The organism is Diplocloster agilis, assembly GCF_019042275.1.
GTDB classification, from domain to species: Bacteria; Bacillota; Clostridia; order Lachnospirales; family Lachnospiraceae; genus Diplocloster; species Diplocloster agilis.
On sequence record NZ_JAHQCW010000012.1, the window covers coordinates 21,929 to 40,747 of the forward strand.

General features: G+C 50.7%; 18 protein-coding genes. 6 read left to right on the forward strand and 12 right to left on the reverse strand.

The window, feature by feature from the left end; all coding sequences use genetic code 11:
- Positions 1-36: 36 nt before the first annotated feature.
- The 6 genes from ptsP to KTH89_RS08950 are packed head-to-tail and all read right to left on the reverse strand — an operon-like array spanning position 37 to position 4,731.
- Complete coding sequence (gene ptsP / locus KTH89_RS08925) at positions 37-1,737, reverse strand: phosphoenolpyruvate--protein phosphotransferase (protein ID WP_238721424.1); 1,701 nt, start codon at positions 1,735-1,737, stop codon at positions 37-39.
- Positions 1,734-2,015 (reverse strand): HPr family phosphocarrier protein, encoded by a 282-nt coding sequence (locus tag KTH89_RS08930; protein WP_158345621.1) that lies wholly within the window; start codon positions 2,013-2,015, stop codon positions 1,734-1,736. The genes ptsP and KTH89_RS08930 overlap by 4 nt, the downstream gene beginning before the upstream one ends.
- Positions 2,016-2,029: 14 nt before the next feature.
- Complete coding sequence (locus KTH89_RS08935) at positions 2,030-2,365, reverse strand: PTS fructose transporter subunit IIB (RefSeq protein WP_238721425.1); 336 nt, start codon at positions 2,363-2,365, stop codon at positions 2,030-2,032.
- Between the two features lie 30 nt (positions 2,366-2,395).
- Positions 2,396-3,493 carry a PTS fructose transporter subunit IIC gene (locus KTH89_RS08940; protein ID WP_238721426.1) on the reverse strand — a complete coding sequence of 366 codons (1,098 nt, stop codon included), beginning with the start codon at positions 3,491-3,493 and terminating at the stop codon, positions 2,396-2,398.
- Between the two features lie 4 nt (positions 3,494-3,497).
- Positions 3,498-3,971 (reverse strand): PTS sugar transporter subunit IIA, encoded by a 474-nt coding sequence (locus KTH89_RS08945; protein ID WP_238721427.1) that lies wholly within the window; start codon positions 3,969-3,971, stop codon positions 3,498-3,500.
- Between the two features lie 40 nt (positions 3,972-4,011).
- On the reverse strand, positions 4,012-4,731 hold the full coding sequence (locus KTH89_RS08950) for a ribulose-phosphate 3-epimerase (RefSeq protein WP_158345625.1): 720 nt from the start codon (positions 4,729-4,731) through the stop codon (positions 4,012-4,014).
- 369 nt (positions 4,732-5,100) lie between these two features.
- On the opposite strand from KTH89_RS08950, the gene KTH89_RS08955 reads away from it, so the two are divergent.
- Positions 5,101-7,110 (forward strand): BglG family transcription antiterminator, encoded by a 2,010-nt coding sequence (locus tag KTH89_RS08955; RefSeq protein WP_238721428.1) that lies wholly within the window; start codon positions 5,101-5,103, stop codon positions 7,108-7,110.
- Positions 7,111-7,214: 104 nt separating this feature from the next.
- Here KTH89_RS08955 and KTH89_RS08960 read toward each other — a convergent pair whose 3' ends face one another.
- Entirely contained in the window at positions 7,215-7,802 is a 588-nt protein-coding gene (locus tag KTH89_RS08960; protein ID WP_238721429.1) for a class I SAM-dependent methyltransferase, read from the reverse strand.
- A gap of 128 nt (positions 7,803-7,930) precedes the next feature.
- Positions 7,931-8,623, reverse strand: coding sequence for a zinc ribbon domain-containing protein (locus tag KTH89_RS08965; RefSeq protein WP_238721430.1), 693 nt, complete (start codon positions 8,621-8,623; stop codon positions 7,931-7,933).
- 430 nt (positions 8,624-9,053) lie between these two features.
- Between KTH89_RS08965 and KTH89_RS08970 the strand changes: the two genes are divergently transcribed.
- The 5 genes from KTH89_RS08970 to KTH89_RS08990 all read left to right on the forward strand — a co-directional run bounded on the left by KTH89_RS08970 (position 9,054) and on the right by KTH89_RS08990 (position 15,587).
- Positions 9,054-10,376, forward strand: a complete 1,323-nt coding sequence (locus KTH89_RS08970; RefSeq protein WP_238721431.1) for an ADP-dependent glucokinase/phosphofructokinase — start codon at positions 9,054-9,056, stop codon at positions 10,374-10,376.
- Between the two features lie 18 nt (positions 10,377-10,394).
- Complete coding sequence (gene xylB, locus KTH89_RS08975; protein ID WP_238721432.1) at positions 10,395-11,903, forward strand: xylulokinase; 1,509 nt, start codon at positions 10,395-10,397, stop codon at positions 11,901-11,903.
- Positions 11,904-11,929: 26 nt separating this feature from the next.
- Positions 11,930-13,441 carry a sugar ABC transporter ATP-binding protein gene (locus KTH89_RS08980; protein WP_238721433.1) on the forward strand — a complete coding sequence of 504 codons (1,512 nt, stop codon included), beginning with the start codon at positions 11,930-11,932 and terminating at the stop codon, positions 13,439-13,441.
- Between the two features lie 12 nt (positions 13,442-13,453).
- Complete coding sequence (locus KTH89_RS08985; protein WP_158345632.1) at positions 13,454-14,434, forward strand: ABC transporter permease; 981 nt, start codon at positions 13,454-13,456, stop codon at positions 14,432-14,434.
- Between the two features lie 73 nt (positions 14,435-14,507).
- On the forward strand, positions 14,508-15,587 hold the full coding sequence (locus tag KTH89_RS08990) for a substrate-binding domain-containing protein (protein ID WP_158345633.1): 1,080 nt from the start codon (positions 14,508-14,510) through the stop codon (positions 15,585-15,587).
- Between the two features lie 144 nt (positions 15,588-15,731).
- Here KTH89_RS08990 and dhaL read toward each other — a convergent pair whose 3' ends face one another.
- The 4 genes from dhaL to KTH89_RS09010 are packed head-to-tail and all read right to left on the reverse strand — an operon-like array spanning position 15,732 to position 18,787.
- On the reverse strand, positions 15,732-16,376 hold the full coding sequence (gene dhaL / locus KTH89_RS08995) for a dihydroxyacetone kinase subunit DhaL (protein WP_238721434.1): 645 nt from the start codon (positions 16,374-16,376) through the stop codon (positions 15,732-15,734).
- A gap of 15 nt (positions 16,377-16,391) precedes the next feature.
- Positions 16,392-17,390 (reverse strand): dihydroxyacetone kinase subunit DhaK, encoded by a 999-nt coding sequence (locus KTH89_RS09000; RefSeq protein ID WP_238721435.1) that lies wholly within the window; start codon positions 17,388-17,390, stop codon positions 16,392-16,394.
- Between the two features lie 8 nt (positions 17,391-17,398).
- On the reverse strand, positions 17,399-17,890 hold the full coding sequence (gene rpiB, locus KTH89_RS09005) for a ribose 5-phosphate isomerase B (RefSeq protein ID WP_238721436.1): 492 nt from the start codon (positions 17,888-17,890) through the stop codon (positions 17,399-17,401).
- Positions 17,891-17,929: 39 nt separating this feature from the next.
- Positions 17,930-18,787 (reverse strand): sugar phosphate isomerase/epimerase family protein, encoded by an 858-nt coding sequence (locus tag KTH89_RS09010; protein ID WP_158345637.1) that lies wholly within the window; start codon positions 18,785-18,787, stop codon positions 17,930-17,932.
- Positions 18,788-18,819: the final 32 nt, after the last annotated feature.

The window sequence follows — 18,819 nt, forward strand, 5'->3', positions numbered from 1 at the left end:
GACATGTGCATTCCGGTTTGGGACATGTCCCAAATACTAGCCTAAAATTGTATAAGGACTTTTCAAAGCTTCCGCAGCCGCCCCCACCGCTTCTCCGTAGTTTGCTGCCCGCAGCTCCTGCTTTATACGGGGGGTGCTGGGCGCAGACATACTGAATTCATCCAGTCCCAATCCCAGCAACAGGCGAGCCGCCTCAATATTCCCAGCCAGCTCCCCGCACATCCCCACCGGTATATGCCGTTCATGACCCGCACGGATTACATGGTGTATGCTTCTGAGCACCGCCGGATGGAAAGGATTATACAGCGGGGCCACCTCCGGATTGCCGCGGTCCGCGGCCAGCATATATTGTGTCAGGTCGTTGGTCCCAATGCTAAAGAAGTCCACCCGCGAAGCCAGCTCTTGGGCCAGAATCACCGCCGCTGGTGTCTCAATCATTATTCCCGTCTCCACTCCTTCATCAAACAGCTTCCCTTCTTCTCTTAACTCCTTTTTGCAGACGTTCAGGATTTCCAGGGCCTTTTCCAGCTCCTCTACCCATGCGATCATCGGGAACATGATTCTCACCCGTCCAAACGCGCTGGCTCTGAGTATGGCGCGCAGCTGTGTTTTAAAAATATCCGGCCGTTTTAAGCAGATCCGGATGGCGCGGCAGCCCAGAAAAGGATTTTCTTCCTTCGGCAGCTGAAAATAATCCAGGCCCTTATCGCCGCCGATATCCAAGGTCCGAATCGTCACCTCTCTGCCTCCCATCGATCGGACGGCGCTTCGATAGGCTTCAAACTGCTCTTCTTCCGTGGGGAAACGCCTTTGCCGCATATAGAGAAATTCACTGCGGAACAGGCCGATTCCGTCCACAGAATAGGCCGCCGCCTGTTCGGCTTCCTCCGGACTGCCTGCATTTGCACAGACGGAAAGCTTTCTTCCATCTACGGTGATACAGGGCAGATCCGCATTCTCTTTTGCTTTTTTACACAAATCACGATATGCGGCTGCGTTCCGGCAGAACTTTTCCTGTGTCTCCCGATCCGGTGAGGTTATTATGCTCCCCCTCTCTGCGTCCAATAGGACCTGCTCCCGGTTCCTGATTTTAGAAAGGATGGGGCCAACACATACCAGACTGGGGATTCCACTGTTTCTGGCTATAATACCCACATGTCCTGTGACACCGCCTTTTTCGGTTATGATACCCGCCACCAGATCCATGTTCATCCGGACGGTATCCGAAGGAGTCAGGTCCGCTGCCACTACCACGGATGTCTCCCGCAACGTATGAAAAGCGGTTTCCTCCACGCCTTGAAGAATCAGCATAAGCCGGCGTTCCACATCCCTGACATCATCAGCCCGCTCCCTCATATAGGCATCGTCCATCGCCTCAAACGCCGCGGCAAAGTGATCGGCGGAAAGCTGCAGCGCCATCTGGACATTCTCCAGATCCCGGCGGATTCTCCCCGTAACTTCTTCATAAAGGGTACAATCCGTCAGTATTTCCAGATGCCCGGCAAAAATATCAGCATTACCCGCCTGGCCAACGGGCAAACTCTGCGTTTCTTCCAGCAGTTTCCTCAACTGTTCCACGCCAGTTTCCACCGCCTGGTCAAATCGCAGGATTTCTTCCTCGATCTCTTCCTCCCGGATCTTATCCGTACAGGCCGGCCTCTCGTCCCGCTGCACAATAAAGGCCGGTCCCGACGCATATCCTTCCGAAGCTATCTTTCCATCATTCCATATGTTCACGCCGTTTCGTCCACCCCTTCGCCAAGGCCGGAGGCAATCGCATGAAGGATCGTCTCCAAATCCTGTTCCTCCGTCTCTCCGGAACACTCCACGGTCACAACCGTGCCTTTTTTGATTGCCGCGCTCATGAGAACCAGGATACTTTTGGGATTCACCAGTTTTTCCCCCGACCGGATGATAATGTTGGATCTGCATTGTCTCGCGATCCTGGATAATTCGGACGCGGGCCTCATATGCAGCCCTGACTTATTTCTGACTTCTATCGTTGCGCTAACCATACTTACCTCCATGTTCAGCCTTTTCTTTCGGAACCCGCTGTCTGCCCATATACCTCTTCCGCTTTATCTATAACCTGCTTGATATGACGGATGGCCTGATCGATGGGAACCTTCACCACCGGTTTTCCCTCAAACCGTTCTTTCCTGGCAACTGCTATGGCGTAAGCGATCAGGATCACATCTGCGGACTGGCAGATCTCCTTTGGAAGCATATCCGAGAGATTGGAACCGCCCTGCATTTCCACACGTACCGAATGCCCCCGGGCTGTCGCTTCTTTTTTCAGCGCGGCCGCGCACATTTCACTGTGTGCCACTCCCGCCACGCAGGAAGTTATTATGACCAATTTCATATACATACCCTTCTTTCGCGGAATCGCGGGTTACAGGCTCATGACCTCATCGTCGCTGTCCGGATCGAAATTTTTCCTGGGCCAGATTTTTCGAAGGAAAATCAGCGCCGCCGCCGTCACCGCGGCGCCCGCCACTACGCACAGCGCATACACAGGCACGGAACTGATAAAGAACCAGGACGCCAATCCCAGCGCCGGGACGCTTAACTCCAGGCCGAAGAACCCAGCCAGAAAACCACTGACCAGACAGCCCAGGAAACTTGCAATGGTGCACCGGATAATATCGTTGATTACCAGCGGAAGCGCCAACTCCGTAAAGCCGCCGATCAGAACAATGGGCCAGGATGTCCTGGCATATCTCCTCTCAGACTTGGTAAACAGTTTCGGGGCGATAAACGCTGCGGCTGTGAATCCAAAAGGCGGTACCATAGCGATGGCGATCGCAATGCCCACAAACAGATAGATGCCTTTGTCAAATCCCGCGAACATGATTGCCGTCCCGATCTTACTGATGGGGCCGCCATAATCAACCCCGCCAAGAGCGCCCAGAATCAGCCCTGCGATCCCTCCCTGGGCAGCATCCATGCCGGAGAGCTTCGCCACCATAAAATCCGTAAAACGGGCGACCGGCGCGTTAATTACATAAATAATAAACAGGCCGACGGCCAGGGTCGAGAAAGCGGGGACAAAATAATCCCATACTCCCTGCAGGATCTTATTGGGCTTAATCAGCTTCTTTAAAAGCGCCACCACATATCCGACCAGAAACCCGGCCAGCAGCGCCCCGATATATCCGGACCCATTGGTATTGGCCAGATAGGCGCAGATAAATCCAGGCGCGATACCCGCCTTGTCCGCGATAGAAAATGCTATGTAAGCGCCGAAGATCGGTATAAAAAAGGTCATGCCCACCTGCCCGATCGACGCAACCATTGACCATATGGGAGCGTCTGAAATATTGCTGATCGAACTGACTGCGGTTATAATCCCCCCGATCAGTATAAACGGCAGCATATAAGATATTCCGGAACGTAAATGGTCAAACGGTTTGGAAAATATTTCTTTTACAATCTGCTTCCTGGATTTTTCCACATTATCAAATTCAAACGTAAGATCATTGCCTGCCATAGTTCTAACCCCTTCCATCCGCTGTTTCCAGCGTGGCTAAAAACTCTTCTGCATCCTTCACTTTACCCCATTTTTCCAAATTATCTTCCTGCAGCGCCGAAACCGCGATAGAGGAAATCATCTCCAGATGACGGTTAATAACCGCCTCATCTTCCGCCTGGGGTATCGCGATCAGAAAGACATATCTTACCGGTGTCTCCTGATCCCCGTCCCAGTCAATGGCGGAAGTCAAGCGGCCGAAGCACAGTCCGGCCTTTCTTACCGATGGACTGATCCCGTGAGGCACCGCCAGCTCCGAGGTGCTGTAGGTGGAACAGATTTTTTCCCGTTCCAACACACTTTGTATAAAACATTCCAGGTCCTGGATCAATCCGTTATGATTTAACATTTTAGCCAGTTCCCAGATTACGCTGTCCCTGTCATTGGCTTCCAGTTCCAGATTTACTGTATTTTCGTCGATTACCTCACGTATCTTCATTGAAGTCCTCCTTATGTGCTTCGGCTCAACTGTCCGGTCCCTACTGCAGGTGATACTTCTCAGAGAGCTGATCCAGGATTTCCCGGAATTCTTTCACTGCATAGGTGATTCCCTTTTCGTTTCTGAAAATAGCGGTGGAAAGAATTACCACGTCCGGATTACACTCGATCAGCGGCTCCACATTATCGGTCCGGATTCCGCCATCGACCGCCAGTTCGCACTTCGGATTTTTCTCATCGATCATCTTTCTGGCCCGATGCACCAGATCCAGCACGGAATCTCTCCAGTACCAATTGTCTTTTCCATCGGTATTCGATGTTCCGTGTGTGACGATATGGAGCCGGTCGATGTCGTAGATGGCCTCATCCAGAAAACAAAGAGGCGTATAGCAGCCGATGGTTAGTCCGATCTTCATTCCCAGCCGTTTGCACCATTCTATCCGGTAAGCCAGAGTAGCCCCGATAAACCTCTCCGCCGGGAGAATCAGCATATTGCATCCCACTTCCGCGATTCTGTCTATAAATATCTTATCGCATTCCGAAGTGTAGAAATGACACTCGATGGGTTTATCCGTCACCTTGCGGAATCCCTCGATGATCTGGGGACCGCCCATCAGCTGCAGATTAATCGGAAGCTCCACCATATCGGCCGCATCGGCATGGACAATGTCCGCACCGGCGTCCATGGCTTCCTTCATGTTCTCGCCTAACTTTGAGTAGTCAAAATGGGCAATACCTGCTGAGATTTTAATATGTTTCATGAATACATCCTCCTTCCAGAACGGTTCTTTTTAATGTTTGCATTCAAATCATAACATTTGGGATTGTGCATAGTTTCTAAGATAATAGTAAAATTTTTAAATAAATTTACACTTTACCTTTTTATTTGGAGCTTTAACGTCTTATCCGTCAAATATTTCGTTAAATTGTATAATATTTGTAGATTTTCCCGTGCTTTTTTCATTTTTACATGCAGATGAATGATTGAAATCCAAATATAAACAGGTTATGATTGGATTATCAACTACCTGCTTCAAAAATAGCGATTCTTATTTACAAAACATCTGTATAACCTGCATCCATGTAACCCGCATTTAGCAATTGTCTGAACAGGAAAGGGGCATCCGCTCATGAACCTGACAACACGCCAGCAGCGGCTTCTGAAACATTTCGTAACCCGGGAAGCAGCTCTGTCTTATCTGGAAATCGCTGAAACCTATAACATCTCCTTGAGTACCGCGCGCAATGACATGCGCTATATCGGCAATTATCTGGCCGAGCAGTATCAGATCAGCTTTCACAGAGACTCTTCCAACCAGTTTTTTCTGGAAAAAGAGGACATCCGTACTTTGATAAAAGCGCAGCTGCCCTTCAGCTTCTCCACAGATCCCAATATAAAGTCCCGGCTTCTCCTGCTCATTTACCTCCTGCTCTTTTCCCCTCCGCAGACCTTAAGCATGCAGAAACTGGCGGATCTGCTTTTTGTCAGCCGTCCCACTGCCTATCATCTGCTGAATACGGCAGAAAATGTACTGGCGGAGTACGATATAACCATTCAAAAGGGGTCCCCCAGCGGACTTTCGCTGTCCTACTGCGAGTATTCGTGGAGAACTGCCGCAGCTACCTTATATCATCAATTAAAAAAACACGGCTATCAGATCAACGCTTCCCGGATCAAAGCCACCCCCATATCAACTGCTGATGTGGTCTCCGTCGAAATCCTGGAGGGGTTATTTCCGGGCCCCGGCATTCGTAAAATTATAAACCTTATGCTGCGTTTTGAAAAAGAACAGGGAATCCGTTTTATTGATTATTCATTTGAACGAATGTGCATCTTCCTGGCCATATCCATGTATCGAATGCGGCAGCATCACCTTTTGGAATACCGGGAGCCTCATACCGTGACTGTTTCGGAGCATAATCCCGCTTACGCATTGAGTCAGGAATTTACCGCTCTTTTCGCAGAAAACCTCCAATTGAAACTGCCGCCTCAGGAATCCGCCCTGATCTCATCCTTATTTTTGTGCAGCAACCTGGAATATCTCAATTCGGATTACCGTTACAGCATTGTTCCCTCCTTGCTGCGGGATTTTCTGGATGAACTGCTGGAGAGGACAGGCAACATGCTGAACAGGCGCATCGCCCAAGACCGTAAACTTTACGATGACCTGGTACACTACATCCCATCCGCCGTGTGCCGTCTGCAGTTTCATCACACTTCCTTCAAAGGTTCCTATGATACCATAAGAAAACAATATTCCAGATTATTCGCGATTATCTGGTCCACTAATCTTCTGTTCAATCACTATTTTCACGTGGAACTCAACAAAGAGGAGAGCTGCTGCCTGGTCTTGTTTTTTGCCGCCGCCCTTGAACGGGCAGCCAACCACCTCCGGGCCATAGCGGTCTGGAAGACCGGCACCGGACTGGGCGAAATCGCATTGTTAAACGCCGTCATCGAAAAAAACATACCAAACCTCTCCCTGATCGATGTACTTCCCCTGCACCAACTGGACACGAATCCCTATCACCACAGCGCCTACGATTTCGTCATCTCCAACTGCGCCATTGCACATTCCGGTAAAACCGTGGTACAGGTGAACTCCATCCTGACTCCCGATGACATTGACGCCATCCAGAAAGTTATGCTGGACATCACAGAACGCGAGAAACAGACCGCCAGGACCAGAGCGGCCATACATTACCTGCTTCGCCCTTCCGGTATTCTCACAGGTGTGCATTCCTGCAGCAAAAATGAGATACTCAAAAAACTTTGTACCCTTATGGAAACATCCGGAAACGTCACAAACGCTTTTTATAATACCGTGCTCTACCGGGAATCTCTATGCAGCACTTACATCGGAAACGGTCTGGTCTTCACTCACGGCGACAGTGAGCAAGTTCACCAATCCGCGCTCTCCATCGCCCTTCTCGATACCCCGATTCCCTGGGACGACGCGGAAGTCGATTTGATTTTCGTCTATGCCTTTAATTTAGAGGATTTAGAAAGAAATAGCATTAAGATGGATGACTTTTTTTCGATCTTTATAGACATTACCAATGAAAATGACAGGATGAACGAACTTAGAAAACAGCAGGACCCGGATGCCTTTTATAATACCTTCCTATCATATTTCTAGCAGACAAAACTTCGAAAGGGGACATGTCCATTCCGGTTTGGGACATGTCCAAATCAGTTTGGGACATGTCCATTTCAATTTGGACATGTCCCCTTTTGCACCTTTTATTCTATAATCCTTTTAACGATTACATTTACCCATTTTGTATTTCTCTCGCTGCGCACATCATTGGACTTCCAGATCTCCAGCGTCTCCACATCATCAGACTTCTGAAGTACCTTCGCCAGCGAGGCGATCGTATAGTCATAATAGTATCTGCCGTTGTCAAATCCATGGGAATCCCCGAAACGGAAGGACATATACAATACACCGTCCGGCTTCAGCGCCCGGAACACCCGGTTCAGCACGCCTTCCATTTTGTCCTTCTCCACATGCACCAGGGAAGCGCAAGCCCAGATCCCGTCAAATACACCGTCGAAATCCAGTTCCTCAAACCGTATATTCAGAACTTCTTTTCCAAGATTGATCTCCGCCAGCTTACACATTTCTTCCGATCCGTCTACCGCGGTTACATAAAAGCCTGCTTCCTCCAGGTACAACGAGTCCCGTCCTGATCCGCATCCCAGATCCATCACCTCTGCGTTTTCAGGCAGATACTTGATGAAGCGGTCCAGCGCCTCCGACATGTCCAGATCAACTGTGCTTTCGTAATAGGCCGCAGCGTACTTATTGTAATAATCAATAGAATCCAATGTAATCTCCTACACCCTTCCTTTATATGCTATAACAGAAAAACTTAGATAGAATCATTATAACAAGCCTGTTATAAAAATGCAATCGCTATCGAAGAGCGTATCCGCGTGCGACAACCGCTCTATTATTATATTTCCACATTCTCCACACGAATGTCCTTATACATTATGGCCAAGATATCATCCATTCCGGTTAAAGCGATATCGCTCTTTTTCGTCTCCCATTGGTAGTAGTCGATATTCATGCCGCTGTATATGTCATCTGTCTTAGCATCTCCGTATAATTTTTCCAAATCCTTCCGCGTGGTACGCATGGCCTCATCATAATCCATATCAGAGCCTCCGACATTGAGAATCACATATACCGCAACGAGCCTTCCCTCCTGAAAAATGTATTGCGCGCCGCCTTCCATTGTTTTCAAGCTCTCAAATCCCGTGAAATATTCAACGACAGTATTGCCGTCCTTGCCCAACTCATACTTTCCTTCAATTTTATCCATAACGTCATCCATGGATGTTCCCCATTTAACCCCATTGTAATATCCGTCTTTTTTACCCCCGGACAGCAATAAGGCCGCGATGATGATCAGAATAACAACCGCGGCCCCTGCCGCTCCCAATATAAGACCCAGTTTCTTCTTATTCGGGGATGGAGCCGGTTCCTGAGCCGGATATCCGCCCGTCAAGCCTTCCGATGCGGGATTATCCTGCCGGTATACATCCTGACCAGCTTCTGCTCCCGAGTAAGATGTATCTGCACCACAATTTTGACAGACGCTGCTGCCCTCCGTAATCTCTGCTCCGCATTTCGTACAATACATAAAAATCCTCCCCTTTTCTATTTATTATATTTTCATTGTAGTCTATTTTTAACCTGCAGTCCACCGCCAAATCCCAGATCCGAATCCCCCTTCAAAAGCTGCTTCCCCATCTGTGCGTTACGCTTCTTCTTAAGCAATTTATCTTTGCACAGAGATACACTTCAATGGATTTCCATGATATTCTCAAGCGTTTTTCAGTTTCGTGAAGTAGAGCATGAAACCGTCTGTACGAAATAAAATTTTACATTTAATGGAGATTTTCAACAAAAATGCATTGCAAATTCATAAATATACTATTTATTTTACCAATTTATTCATTTTCTATAAAAAAATATTTCATAATTTTATTGACAGATGGCTTTACCGTGAATATACTTTTTATATACCATCAATTCAAAAATAAGGGAATCACCTGAAAATGGAGAAAAAAATGGCTTATCTTGATGCTTATGAAACGTATCTGAGACAAATCGAAGAAGACATCGCAAATATCGATACTCTGCGGAAGCATTTGGTATTCGGTTATACAAGTAATCTGGACGTTATTTTTAAATGGGATATCGAAAAGTTTAACCGGATTCTGGATGAATTTCTGCCGGAGAAGCCCACCGGGGACACCGAAGATATCATCAACAGTATGGAAGACTTCGCGCGCATCACCAGCGGGTATCTGATAAAAGGGATGGGCGGAAGCATCGAGGTGGCTGATATCGCTGTCTGTGAATACCTGGAGAACGCCTTTGACCTGGAATACGGTCTGGGCGGAAACGGGGCGCAGGGAGCGGCAGCCCTGGGAGCGCTGGGAATTCCGGTAGTCGTTCAGTTGACCGACCGTTCCCCCGAGGTCTGCCAAAAACTGGAACATGGGGATATCCGGCTCGTCGATGAACAGGGGCAGCTGGTATCCGTAAAAGGGCATGCGCAGAAGGAACCGCCGCTCTACCATATGATTCTCCAGTTTACCAAAGGAGATAAATTAAAGATCCGCGGAAAGGAATATGATATCCCGGTATCAAACCGGCTGATCCTGTTCTGCGACTCCGTACATAAATCGGTTCCGGTCCCTGATTATTTTCTCAGGTATCTGGAAGAGCATCCCTGTGATATCTCCGCCTACCTGGTCGCCGGGTTTGACGCGGTGGTAGACAAACAGATTATGCAGGAGCGGCTGGATACGCTGTGCCCTCATTATGAGAGACTCAAAAAAGCGAACCCGGATTTCGTCCTCTATTTCGAAGGCGCGGATTATATGAACTTGGATGTAAAGGAACTGCTGTACCGTTCCATCAGCCGATACGTAGACATCCTGGGTATGAATGAGGAAGAACTGGACACTCAGCTTCGAAGATTCGGAAAGGTACTGGACAAGGAGAGCCTGCCCAGCGTACTGGATGGACTTCGGGCTATGCTGCACAGATTTCCGGTATGTGGGATCGTTCTCCATACGAAGGATTACGCCATGTATTTTGGTTCCCGGCTTCCGGGCATCGATATAGAAAAAGGGCTGACCATAGGGAACCTGATGTCGGCGACCAGAGCGCGCCTTGGAAGCTACGGAAGCCTAAAGATGTGTTCGGACAGTCTGAAGATGGATTTAAGCCGGGCCGGCCTCCGGTTCTTCGAAGAACTGTCACAGATGCAGCTTGACGAGTATGTCTGCCTTGTGCCGTCTCGCTATCTGGAAAAGCCAAAGTATACGATAGGGTTGGGAGATACCTTTGTAGCAGGGGTACATACCAGCTTTCTGAAATAAGCAAAGGAGGTGCCTTCCATGTCTTATCTGATGGGAATTGATCTGGGAACATCCAGCTTAAAGACGCTCATCATGGATGTATCCGGTCATGTAAAGGCAATCAGCGCCAGATCATATCAGTTTGCTTCTCCCCATAACGGCTACGCGGAACAGAATCCCGGCCAATGGTGGCAGGCCTGCTGCGAAACCACGGCGGAGGCGCTCAGAATATCCGGGATACCGCCTCACGCAGTCCGTGGAATCAGTTTTTCCGGTCAGATGCACGGCGTCGTAATGCTGGACAGCTCTTACCGGCCGGTGCGGCCGGCGATCCTCCACTGCGACGCCCGTTCCTCCAGGCAAGTGGAAGAGATCAAGGATCAGCTGGGAATGGAGAAGATCCGGGAGTGGTTCATGAATCCGGTCTATACGGGATTTCTGCTCCCCTCCCTGCTGTGGGTGCGGGAGGAAGAACCCGGTAATTATGAAAAGATACGCTACGTGATGCTCCCCAAAGACTACATCCGTTTTCGGATGACAGGGGTGATCGCCTCCGATTATTCGGACGCATCTGCGACCCTGGCCTTCGATATCAAAAAAGGCTGCTGGTCCGCAAACATCTTGAATTCTCTGGATGTGCCGGTTGATTATTTTCCCGAATGTTTCGGCACAGCGGATACCGCCGGAACCGTAACGGAACAGGCAGCCGGAGAGACCGGATTATGCGCGGGCACAAGAGTCGTCGCCGGAGGCAGCGACCAGGTCATGCAGGCGATCGGAAACGGAAGCATAGGGCCGGGCTTTGCTACGGTAAATGTGGGAAGCAGCGGCCAAGTCTGTTTCCAAAGTGCTCACCCGGTATCCAACCCGGACCTAAATACGAATACCTTCTGCGGGTACTCCAAAGACCGGTGGATCACCATGGGCGCCATTATGAGCGCAGGCCTTTCCCTTAAATGGATCAACGGAGTCCTCCGGCAGACCGATTACCGGCAGGTGAACGAAGAGGCCTCCGCGGTTCTGCCGGGGAGCGGCGGCTTGTTGTTCCTGCCTTATCTGACCGGCGAGAGAACCCCTCACATTAATCCGAACCTGACGGGCCTGTTTCTGGGGTTACACCTGAACACCGGACGGGCCGAGATGACGAGGGCCGTAATGGAGGGAGTGGCATTTGCCCTCCGGGACTGCATGGAGGTCTGCAGAGGGCTGGGGCTTCAGGCGGACCACATCATCGCGTCCGGCGGAGGCGCCAGAAGCATCCCCTGGCTTCAGATACAGTCCGACATCTACGGTCTCCCCCTGAAAGTGGCGGACACGGAAGAACAGGCCTGCCTGGGCGCGGCAATCGCCGCCGGGACCGGAACCGGGATATACCAAAGCATAGAGGATGGCTGCAGGCAGGCGGTAAGGTACCGGGATCTGACGGTCACTCCCAGTGAGAGTAACCACCGCATCTATGAGGAATATTACCGGCTGTTCAAAGAAGCCTACCGGGAAAGCCGGAACATCATAGAGCAGGTGACATTATTAGGAAGAAACCTGAATTAACGAATACGATATAGGAGTGAACAGGTATGGAGAAAAAAGAGGACTACATTTTGGAATGCGAGGGGATATCCAAGGCATTCGGCGGTACCCAGGCGCTTTCCAACGTACAGCTGCACGTGCGCAGGGGCGAGGTGCACGCGCTCCTGGGTGAAAACGGAGCCGGAAAATCCACACTGATGAAAACCATCATAGGCCTGTATAAGGCGGACGCCGGATCGATTACGTTCGAGGGAAAACCCTATTCGGTAAAAGGCCCTGTGGAGGCAATCGCCGCCGGCATATCCATGATTCATCAGGAACTGAACCCGGAACCCTTTCTCAGTATTGCCGAAAGTATCTTTCTGAAAAGGGAAAATACAGTTGGCGGCGTTCTTCTGAACAAAAAGGAGCAGAACCGCAGGGCTGCGGAAATCCTGAACAAGTTCGATTTTCCCTATGGCCCCAAAACGCTGATGCAGGAATTGACCCTGGCCCAGGTACAGATGATCGAGATCATCAAGGCCGTCTCCTGCGACGCACATTTGATTATCATGGATGAGCCCACCTCTTCCCTGGACAGCGAGGAGACCGAGCATCTGTTCCGCACCATCCGGGAATTAAAGGACAAGGGAGTGGCTATTATCTATATCTCCCACCGGATGGATGAGATCTTTGAGATTTGCGACCGGGTCTCCGTATTCCGCGACGGCACCTTCGTAAACAGCTGCAATCTGGGGGAAGTAACAAAGGATGAGCTGATATCCATGATGGTCGGCCGCAATGTGGCCAATGTATTCCCAAAGACAGACTGCGAGATAGGGGAGACAGTTTTCAAAGTTGAGAATCTGACCGGAAACGGTTTTGAAAATATCAGTTTCGAGGTACATAAAGGGGAGATCCTGGGCATCTCCGGCCTGGTCGGTTCCGGGCGGAGTGAGACGATGCGTGCTATCTTCGGGCTTGACAAGATCAAAAGCGGCTCCATGTATTTAGACGGCAAAAAAATAACGAATAAAAGCCCCAGGGCAGCCATCAAAAAAGGGATCTGCATGGTTAACGAGGACAGAAAGGAATACGGCCTTTGCCTGTTCCGTTCTATCCGGGAAAATATCTCCCTGCCAAATCTGCCGGCCAGGCAGCGGGGCCTGCTGATCAACCAGAAGCGCGAAAAAAAAGAGTGCGGCGAAGTGGCTAAAATGCTGACGGTAAAGGCCGCCAGCATCGAACATGACGGATTCTCCCTGAGCGGCGGGAACCAGCAGAAGGTCGTCATCGCCAAATGGTTTATGGCGAACCCCAAAGTTCTGATTCTGGATGAGCCGACCCGGGGCGTGGATGTAGGCGCAAAAGCAGAGATACACTCCCTTATGTGCGAATTCGCAGCAAAGGGCATGGCGGTGATCATGATTTCTTCAGAGCTTCCCGAAGTCATGGGAATGAGTGACCGGATCCTCATTTATCATGAGGGAAAGCTGAACGGGGAAGTTTTGAGGGAAGAGATCGTAAGCGGTGTCATGGGACAGGAAAAAATTCTGGCCAAGGAATTTGGCGGTAAATAGGAGGAGAAAGCAATGGCGGTTAAAGAAGAAAAGAAAGTGTTGGGAGTAGACAGGGATAAGTTCCGAATGTTCATGGGTAAATATGGAATCGGCGTAGTCCTGTTCATTATGATTATCGTTATTTCAATTATGGAACCTGCCTTCCGCAGCGCAAAGAACTTTATCAATGTGGCGACCCAGGTGTCCATCAACGGTATGATTTCCTACGGTATGTGCCTGGTAATCACTACCGGCGGTATCGACCTGTCGGTGGGCGCCCAGTTAGCTCTGGTCAGCTGTATTCTCGGCCAGTTTATTACGAACTTCGGCGTAAACCCGTTTCTGGCCTGTCTGATTGCCCTGCTGGCTTCCACCGCCTTTGGGTTCCTGAACGGATTTTTCGTAGCCAGATTTAACATGTTCCCCTTCGTCGTCACCCTGTCCACCCAGTTGATCATCCGGGGCCTGGCGCAGGTAATCAGCGGCGGCAATGCGATACCGCTGACCAGCGAGACCTTTCAGCATATCTATTCGTCCAAGGTGGGACCGATCCCATTGCCCATTGTGATTTTATTTGTCGTGACCGTCATCGTATATATTATGCTCCACTGGACCAAATTCGGCCGCTATATCTTCGCAGTGGGCGGTAATGTCCATGCGGCCATCGCATCCGGCGTCAGTGAGTTCTGGACCAAGGTCGGGGCCTACACCATCAGCGGCCTGCTGGCCGGTATCGCAGGCATCATCTTTACCGCTAAAACCTCATCAGCCCAGTCCAATATCGGGATCGGCTATGAGACCGATGCGGTGGCTGCCTGTGTATTGGGCGGCACATCCTTTGCCGGAGGCGTCGCTACCATTCCGGGCGTTGTCATGGGTATCTTTATTATCGGCTTTATTTACAACGGCATGAACCTGATCGGAATCGAATCCTATTACCAATCCATGACCAAAGGCGCAGTTATTATCGGCGCGGTCTTACTGGATATGGTGCTGAACCGGAAAAAAGGGTAGATGTCCGACGCAAGAAGTAAAGGCCCCAAAAACGGGGATTTACGATAAAACCATTCCAAAAGGAGGAAAAGAAATGAAAAACATGAAAAAGGGTTTGGCACTATTGTTAGCAGGTATTATGGTACTCGGTATGACCGCCTGCGGCGCGAAGGAAGAAACCCCGGCAGCCGCGCCCGAACCTGCCAAGACAGAGGCCCCGGCAAAAGCTGAGACCCCCGCTCCTGCGGCAACCGACGCAGCGGCTCCCGCCGATTCAGCCATACCGGCAGATGTCAACGGGGACGGCAAGATAACGATCGGCTACATTTCCAAGAACCTGGTGGACCCGTTCCATGCCCCCATCAATGCCGCAGCTCAGGAAATCTTTGACCAAATGAAGAAAGACGGCAAGATCGACGACTGGACCGGTATTCTGGATGGTGAGACCGATCCCAACAAGCAGATCGACCGCGCCGACGAATGTATCACAAAAAACTGTGATATGGTCATTATTCTTCCGGCCGAAGCAACCGCTTCCGATCCGGCCGTAACCAAAATGGCGGATGCCGGCATCCATGTGATCGTTGTAAACTCCAAGACAGACAGCACCGATAAAGTCGCCGTGTCCTACTGCGGTTCCGACGACGTATACGCAGGCGAGCTTCTAGCGAAGTGGGTGATCGAGCAGGTTCCCGACGGCGGAAAATACGCACACTGCCAGGGTATCATCGGCAACTCCGCACAGATCCAGCGTGGCGAGGGTCTTGCCAACACCATGAAGGACCATCCCGAATTCGAATCCGTTGGCGATTTCCCCTGTGACTGGGCAGCCGACAAAGCGGCTAACGTGGCGACAGATATGATGAATAAATACGGCGACGACCTCAAAGCCATCATCTGTGACAACGACGATATGTCCTCCGCAGCACAAAGAGCATGCAACGATGCCGGCAGAAAAGATATCGTATGCGTTGGTGTTGACGGAAACCAGAAGCCTTTGGAAATGGTAAAAGCCGGTGAAATGGGCGCAACCGTTCTCCAGGACGGTGTCGGACAGGTAAAGGCAGCCGTCAGCGTTATCGATGCAATTATCGCCGGACAGTCCTTTGAGAAAGAAAATATCGTTCCGTTCGTACTGGTCACAAAAGATAATGTAGACCAATACCTGAAATAAAAACGATTAAGTTTCTGATCGGCTTCTAAAAATCTAAAGAAGGACCAGGCGCCAAAAGAGGGTACCGCGAAATCATTATTACAGATGATTGGACGGTACCCTCTTTTTCAAGTCATTCATTTCTGATCATTCATTCCTGATTATTCATTCCTGCTTGAGCATCTTTATCATAGAACGGGCCATGGTATCCAGGATCAGATAGCAGCTGGTTGCCCCCGCGTCCAGAACTCCGCGGCTGCGCTCTCCCAACCGGCTGGCGCGCCCGATTCTGGCCACCATATCCTCTGTGGACCTCCATCCGTCCTTCGCCGCCTGCCGCATATCCTCCAGGGCTTCGGCAAAGCTTTTCCCCTCCGCGCAGGCCGCGTTATACGCGTCCAGGGCGGGCAGCAGCGTATCCATCAGGGTTTTATCCCCCACCTGGGCGTCCCCAATCTCCTGGACGGCGTCGGCTGCGTTTTGGAGCATATTGCCGAAGACTTTTTCGTCGATCCTTACCTTTTTACCGCTGGCCAATGAAAGCTCTTCAAAGAATACGCCGTAGAGCGGGCCCATCGAACCGCCGATATCCTCCATCAGCGTCTCTCCCAGCACCCGGAACCCATCTGACATGGAGAAAGCGCGGTTACCCAGCTTCTCTTCGGTAATGGTAAATCCTTTGTTCATATTAATGCCGTGATCGCCGTCCCCCATTTTCCCGTCAACCTCGCTTAAATAATCCTTATTCGACTGTATGGTCCGGATCAGGTCCAGGATAACCGTCCCGGCAGTTTCATTGCGAAATGTCATGTCACATCTCCTTTTCTAAAATTGTTTCAGGCCGACCGCATTTACCGGCAGATCTATGCACTCCTTTAATTCCTCATCCAGCTTCATCAGCGTCAGCGTAACCCCCATCATGTCCAGAGAGGTAAAATAATTTCCCACATAGGATTTGTAGACCGAGATACCGCGGTCCTCCAGGATCTGCGCTGCCTTCTTGTAGACAATATACTGCTCCATGACCGGGGTAGCGCCCAGGCCTGACAGCAGCACCACGACTTCGTCCCCGGAGACGTACGGAAGATCAGGCAGGATCAGGTCCAGCATTTCCTCCGCGATCCCGTCGGCGGATTTAAGCGGTTCTATCTTGATGCCCGGTTCCCCGTGATGGCCGATCCCCACTTCCATGGTCCCGTCCTCGATGATAAAATTCGGATGGCCCACGGCCGGAATCGTGCAGGGGGCAGTGCCGATCCCCACGGAGCGGGTGTTGTCTATGGCCTTCTGGGCAGCGGCTATGACCTGGTCCAGGTCCGCCCCCATTGCGGCTTTGGCTCCCCCCACCTTCCACATCAGTATTTCCCCGGCTACACCGCGGCGTTTCTCCGCCTGGTCTTTAGGCGCCGAAGCACAGTCGTCGTTGGCCACTACCGTTTTTACCGTAATACCGAGTGCTTTCGCTTTGCGCACGGCGATCCTTACATTCATATTATCTCCCGCATAATTGCCATAGAGGCAGGCTACCCCATTCCCTGCGTCGGCCGCTTTGAAGGCATCCAGAAACGCAGCGGCGGTGGGAGATGAGAAAATCTCTCCTGCCGCAACCGCGTCACAGAGGTTCATGCCGATGTATCCGATAAAGGCCGGTTTGTGTCCGGAACCCCCGCCGGTTACGACGCCTGTTTTACCGGGAATAGGCGCCTGTTTATATTTGAGGACCCTGGGGTTTTCCGTAGGCGCTACGATATCCTTATTCGCCTCCAGGAACCCTTTTAACATGTCCTCCACCATATAGTCCGCCTTGTTAAAGATCCGGTTCATTGGAATCATCACTCCCCTTTTTCATCTTTATTTTGTTCATTTTTATTTTGTTCATAATAAGTGTGCTCAATCTCCTTGATCCGTTCCACCTTCGGGGTACTGCCTCCCCCCGAAAAGTCGCATTGAAGCCAGATATCCACCAGGTATTGGGCCAGCTCGGGACCGATTATCCGTTCTCCCATACAAAGGATCTGGGCATCGTTGCTTTTTCTCGCGCGCTCCGTACTGAAAGGGTCGTGGCAGACAGCCGCGCGGATTCCCGGAACCTTGTTGGCGGTAATACACATCCCGATCCCTGTGCCGCAAAACAGAATTCCCCGGTCATAGTCCCCCCGGGCCACCGCCTCCGCGACCGCTTTCGCCACATCCGGGTACAGCACGGTTTCACCCGCCTGGGCCCCGAAGTCCGTCACCGCAACCCCGGGCTTGGTTTTTAAATGGCGGATCATCACCATTTTTAACTGATAGGCCGCTTCATCGCAGCCAATAGCAATATTCATGACAGCCTCCTTGACTATGTATAATTGATTCTATTAAGACTACAGCCCGGCGGCGATCGCCTTTAAGTTGGCAAGTCCTTTCACCGCCAGTTCCTCCCCGGTATCGGCAAATTTCCGCCAGATCGCACAGTTGCCCGCCAGTTCCTCGAAGCTTGGATCAAAGGATTCTATGACCAGCGGGCCTTCATACCCCACTTCAGCCAACGCCAGGAAAAACTCCCGGAAGGGCACCAGCCCGGTTCCGGGAATACCGCGGTCATTTTCATTCACATGGATGTAACCCAGGTATTCCTTTCCGCATGTATGCACAGCGCCGGCAAAGCTTTTCTCCTCCCGGATCATATGGAAGCAGTCCAGGTGGACTTTCACGTTGCCGGTTCCAACCTCTTTGCAGAAACGCACAGCATCTTCCGCGATGTTGAGGAAATGGGTTTCAAACCGGTTCACACATTCCACACAGATTGTCACATCTGTGGTTTCCTTTGCATAGGCGGCCGCCTTGCGCATGTTTTCCACGCCCCACTCCCACTCCTGCTGCGTCCGGGGTTTTTTGGTCAGATATCCCCACCCGGCATAGTTAACGCCTCCTAAGATCGGGGCCGACAGCCTTCTGCAGATATCGACCGCCTTCTTCATCGCTTTTAACGCATTCTCCCTGACGGCCGCATCCGGCGAAATCGGATTCGTCTCAAGGGTCAGAGTGGTCGTACATACGCAGTCGATCCCCACACGTTCCAGTTCTTTTTCAACAGCATCAACCGGAAATGTAAAGGGATTAGCTATCGCAAAATCAATCACCTGAAAGCCTAGATCCTTAGCCTTTTGGATAATCCACAAGTCTTTTTCGCTGAAGTTTTCAGCCCATATAAAGCTGTCCACGCCAAATTTAAAATACATAAGAATCCTCCGTTCTGAATGATAGGAAATTC

What these genes read in the sequence shown, in the direction of transcription:
- KTH89_RS09010 (WP_158345637.1), bottom strand. Translation starts at nt 18,787, where the DNA reads ATGTATTTTAAATTTGGCGTGGACAGCTTTATATGGGCTGAAAACTTC.
- KTH89_RS08990 (WP_158345633.1), top strand. Translation starts at nt 14,508, where the DNA reads ATGAAAAACATGAAAAAGGGTTTGGCACTATTGTTAGCAGGTATTATG.
- KTH89_RS08935 (WP_238721425.1), bottom strand. Translation starts at nt 2,365, where the DNA reads ATGAAATTGGTCATAATAACTTCCTGCGTGGCGGGAGTGGCACACAGT.
- KTH89_RS08930 (WP_158345621.1), bottom strand. Translation starts at nt 2,015, where the DNA reads ATGGTTAGCGCAACGATAGAAGTCAGAAATAAGTCAGGGCTGCATATG.
- KTH89_RS08970 (WP_238721431.1), top strand. Translation starts at nt 9,054, where the DNA reads ATGGCTTATCTTGATGCTTATGAAACGTATCTGAGACAAATCGAAGAA.
- KTH89_RS08940 (WP_238721426.1), bottom strand. Translation starts at nt 3,493, where the DNA reads ATGGCAGGCAATGATCTTACGTTTGAATTTGATAATGTGGAAAAATCC.
- KTH89_RS08945 (WP_238721427.1), bottom strand. Translation starts at nt 3,971, where the DNA reads ATGAAGATACGTGAGGTAATCGACGAAAATACAGTAAATCTGGAACTG.
- KTH89_RS08965 (WP_238721430.1), bottom strand. Translation starts at nt 8,623, where the DNA reads ATGTATTGTACGAAATGCGGAGCAGAGATTACGGAGGGCAGCAGCGTC.
- KTH89_RS09000 (WP_238721435.1), bottom strand. Translation starts at nt 17,390, where the DNA reads ATGAACCGGATCTTTAACAAGGCGGACTATATGGTGGAGGACATGTTA.
- KTH89_RS08985 (WP_158345632.1), top strand. Translation starts at nt 13,454, where the DNA reads ATGGCGGTTAAAGAAGAAAAGAAAGTGTTGGGAGTAGACAGGGATAAG.
- KTH89_RS08950 (WP_158345625.1), bottom strand. Translation starts at nt 4,731, where the DNA reads ATGAAACATATTAAAATCTCAGCAGGTATTGCCCATTTTGACTACTCA.
- dhaL (WP_238721434.1), bottom strand. Translation starts at nt 16,376, where the DNA reads ATGACATTTCGCAATGAAACTGCCGGGACGGTTATCCTGGACCTGATC.
- xylB (WP_238721432.1), top strand. Translation starts at nt 10,395, where the DNA reads ATGTCTTATCTGATGGGAATTGATCTGGGAACATCCAGCTTAAAGACG.
- KTH89_RS08955 (WP_238721428.1), top strand. Translation starts at nt 5,101, where the DNA reads ATGAACCTGACAACACGCCAGCAGCGGCTTCTGAAACATTTCGTAACC.
- KTH89_RS08980 (WP_238721433.1), top strand. Translation starts at nt 11,930, where the DNA reads ATGGAGAAAAAAGAGGACTACATTTTGGAATGCGAGGGGATATCCAAG.
- rpiB (WP_238721436.1), bottom strand. Translation starts at nt 17,890, where the DNA reads ATGAATATTGCTATTGGCTGCGATGAAGCGGCCTATCAGTTAAAAATG.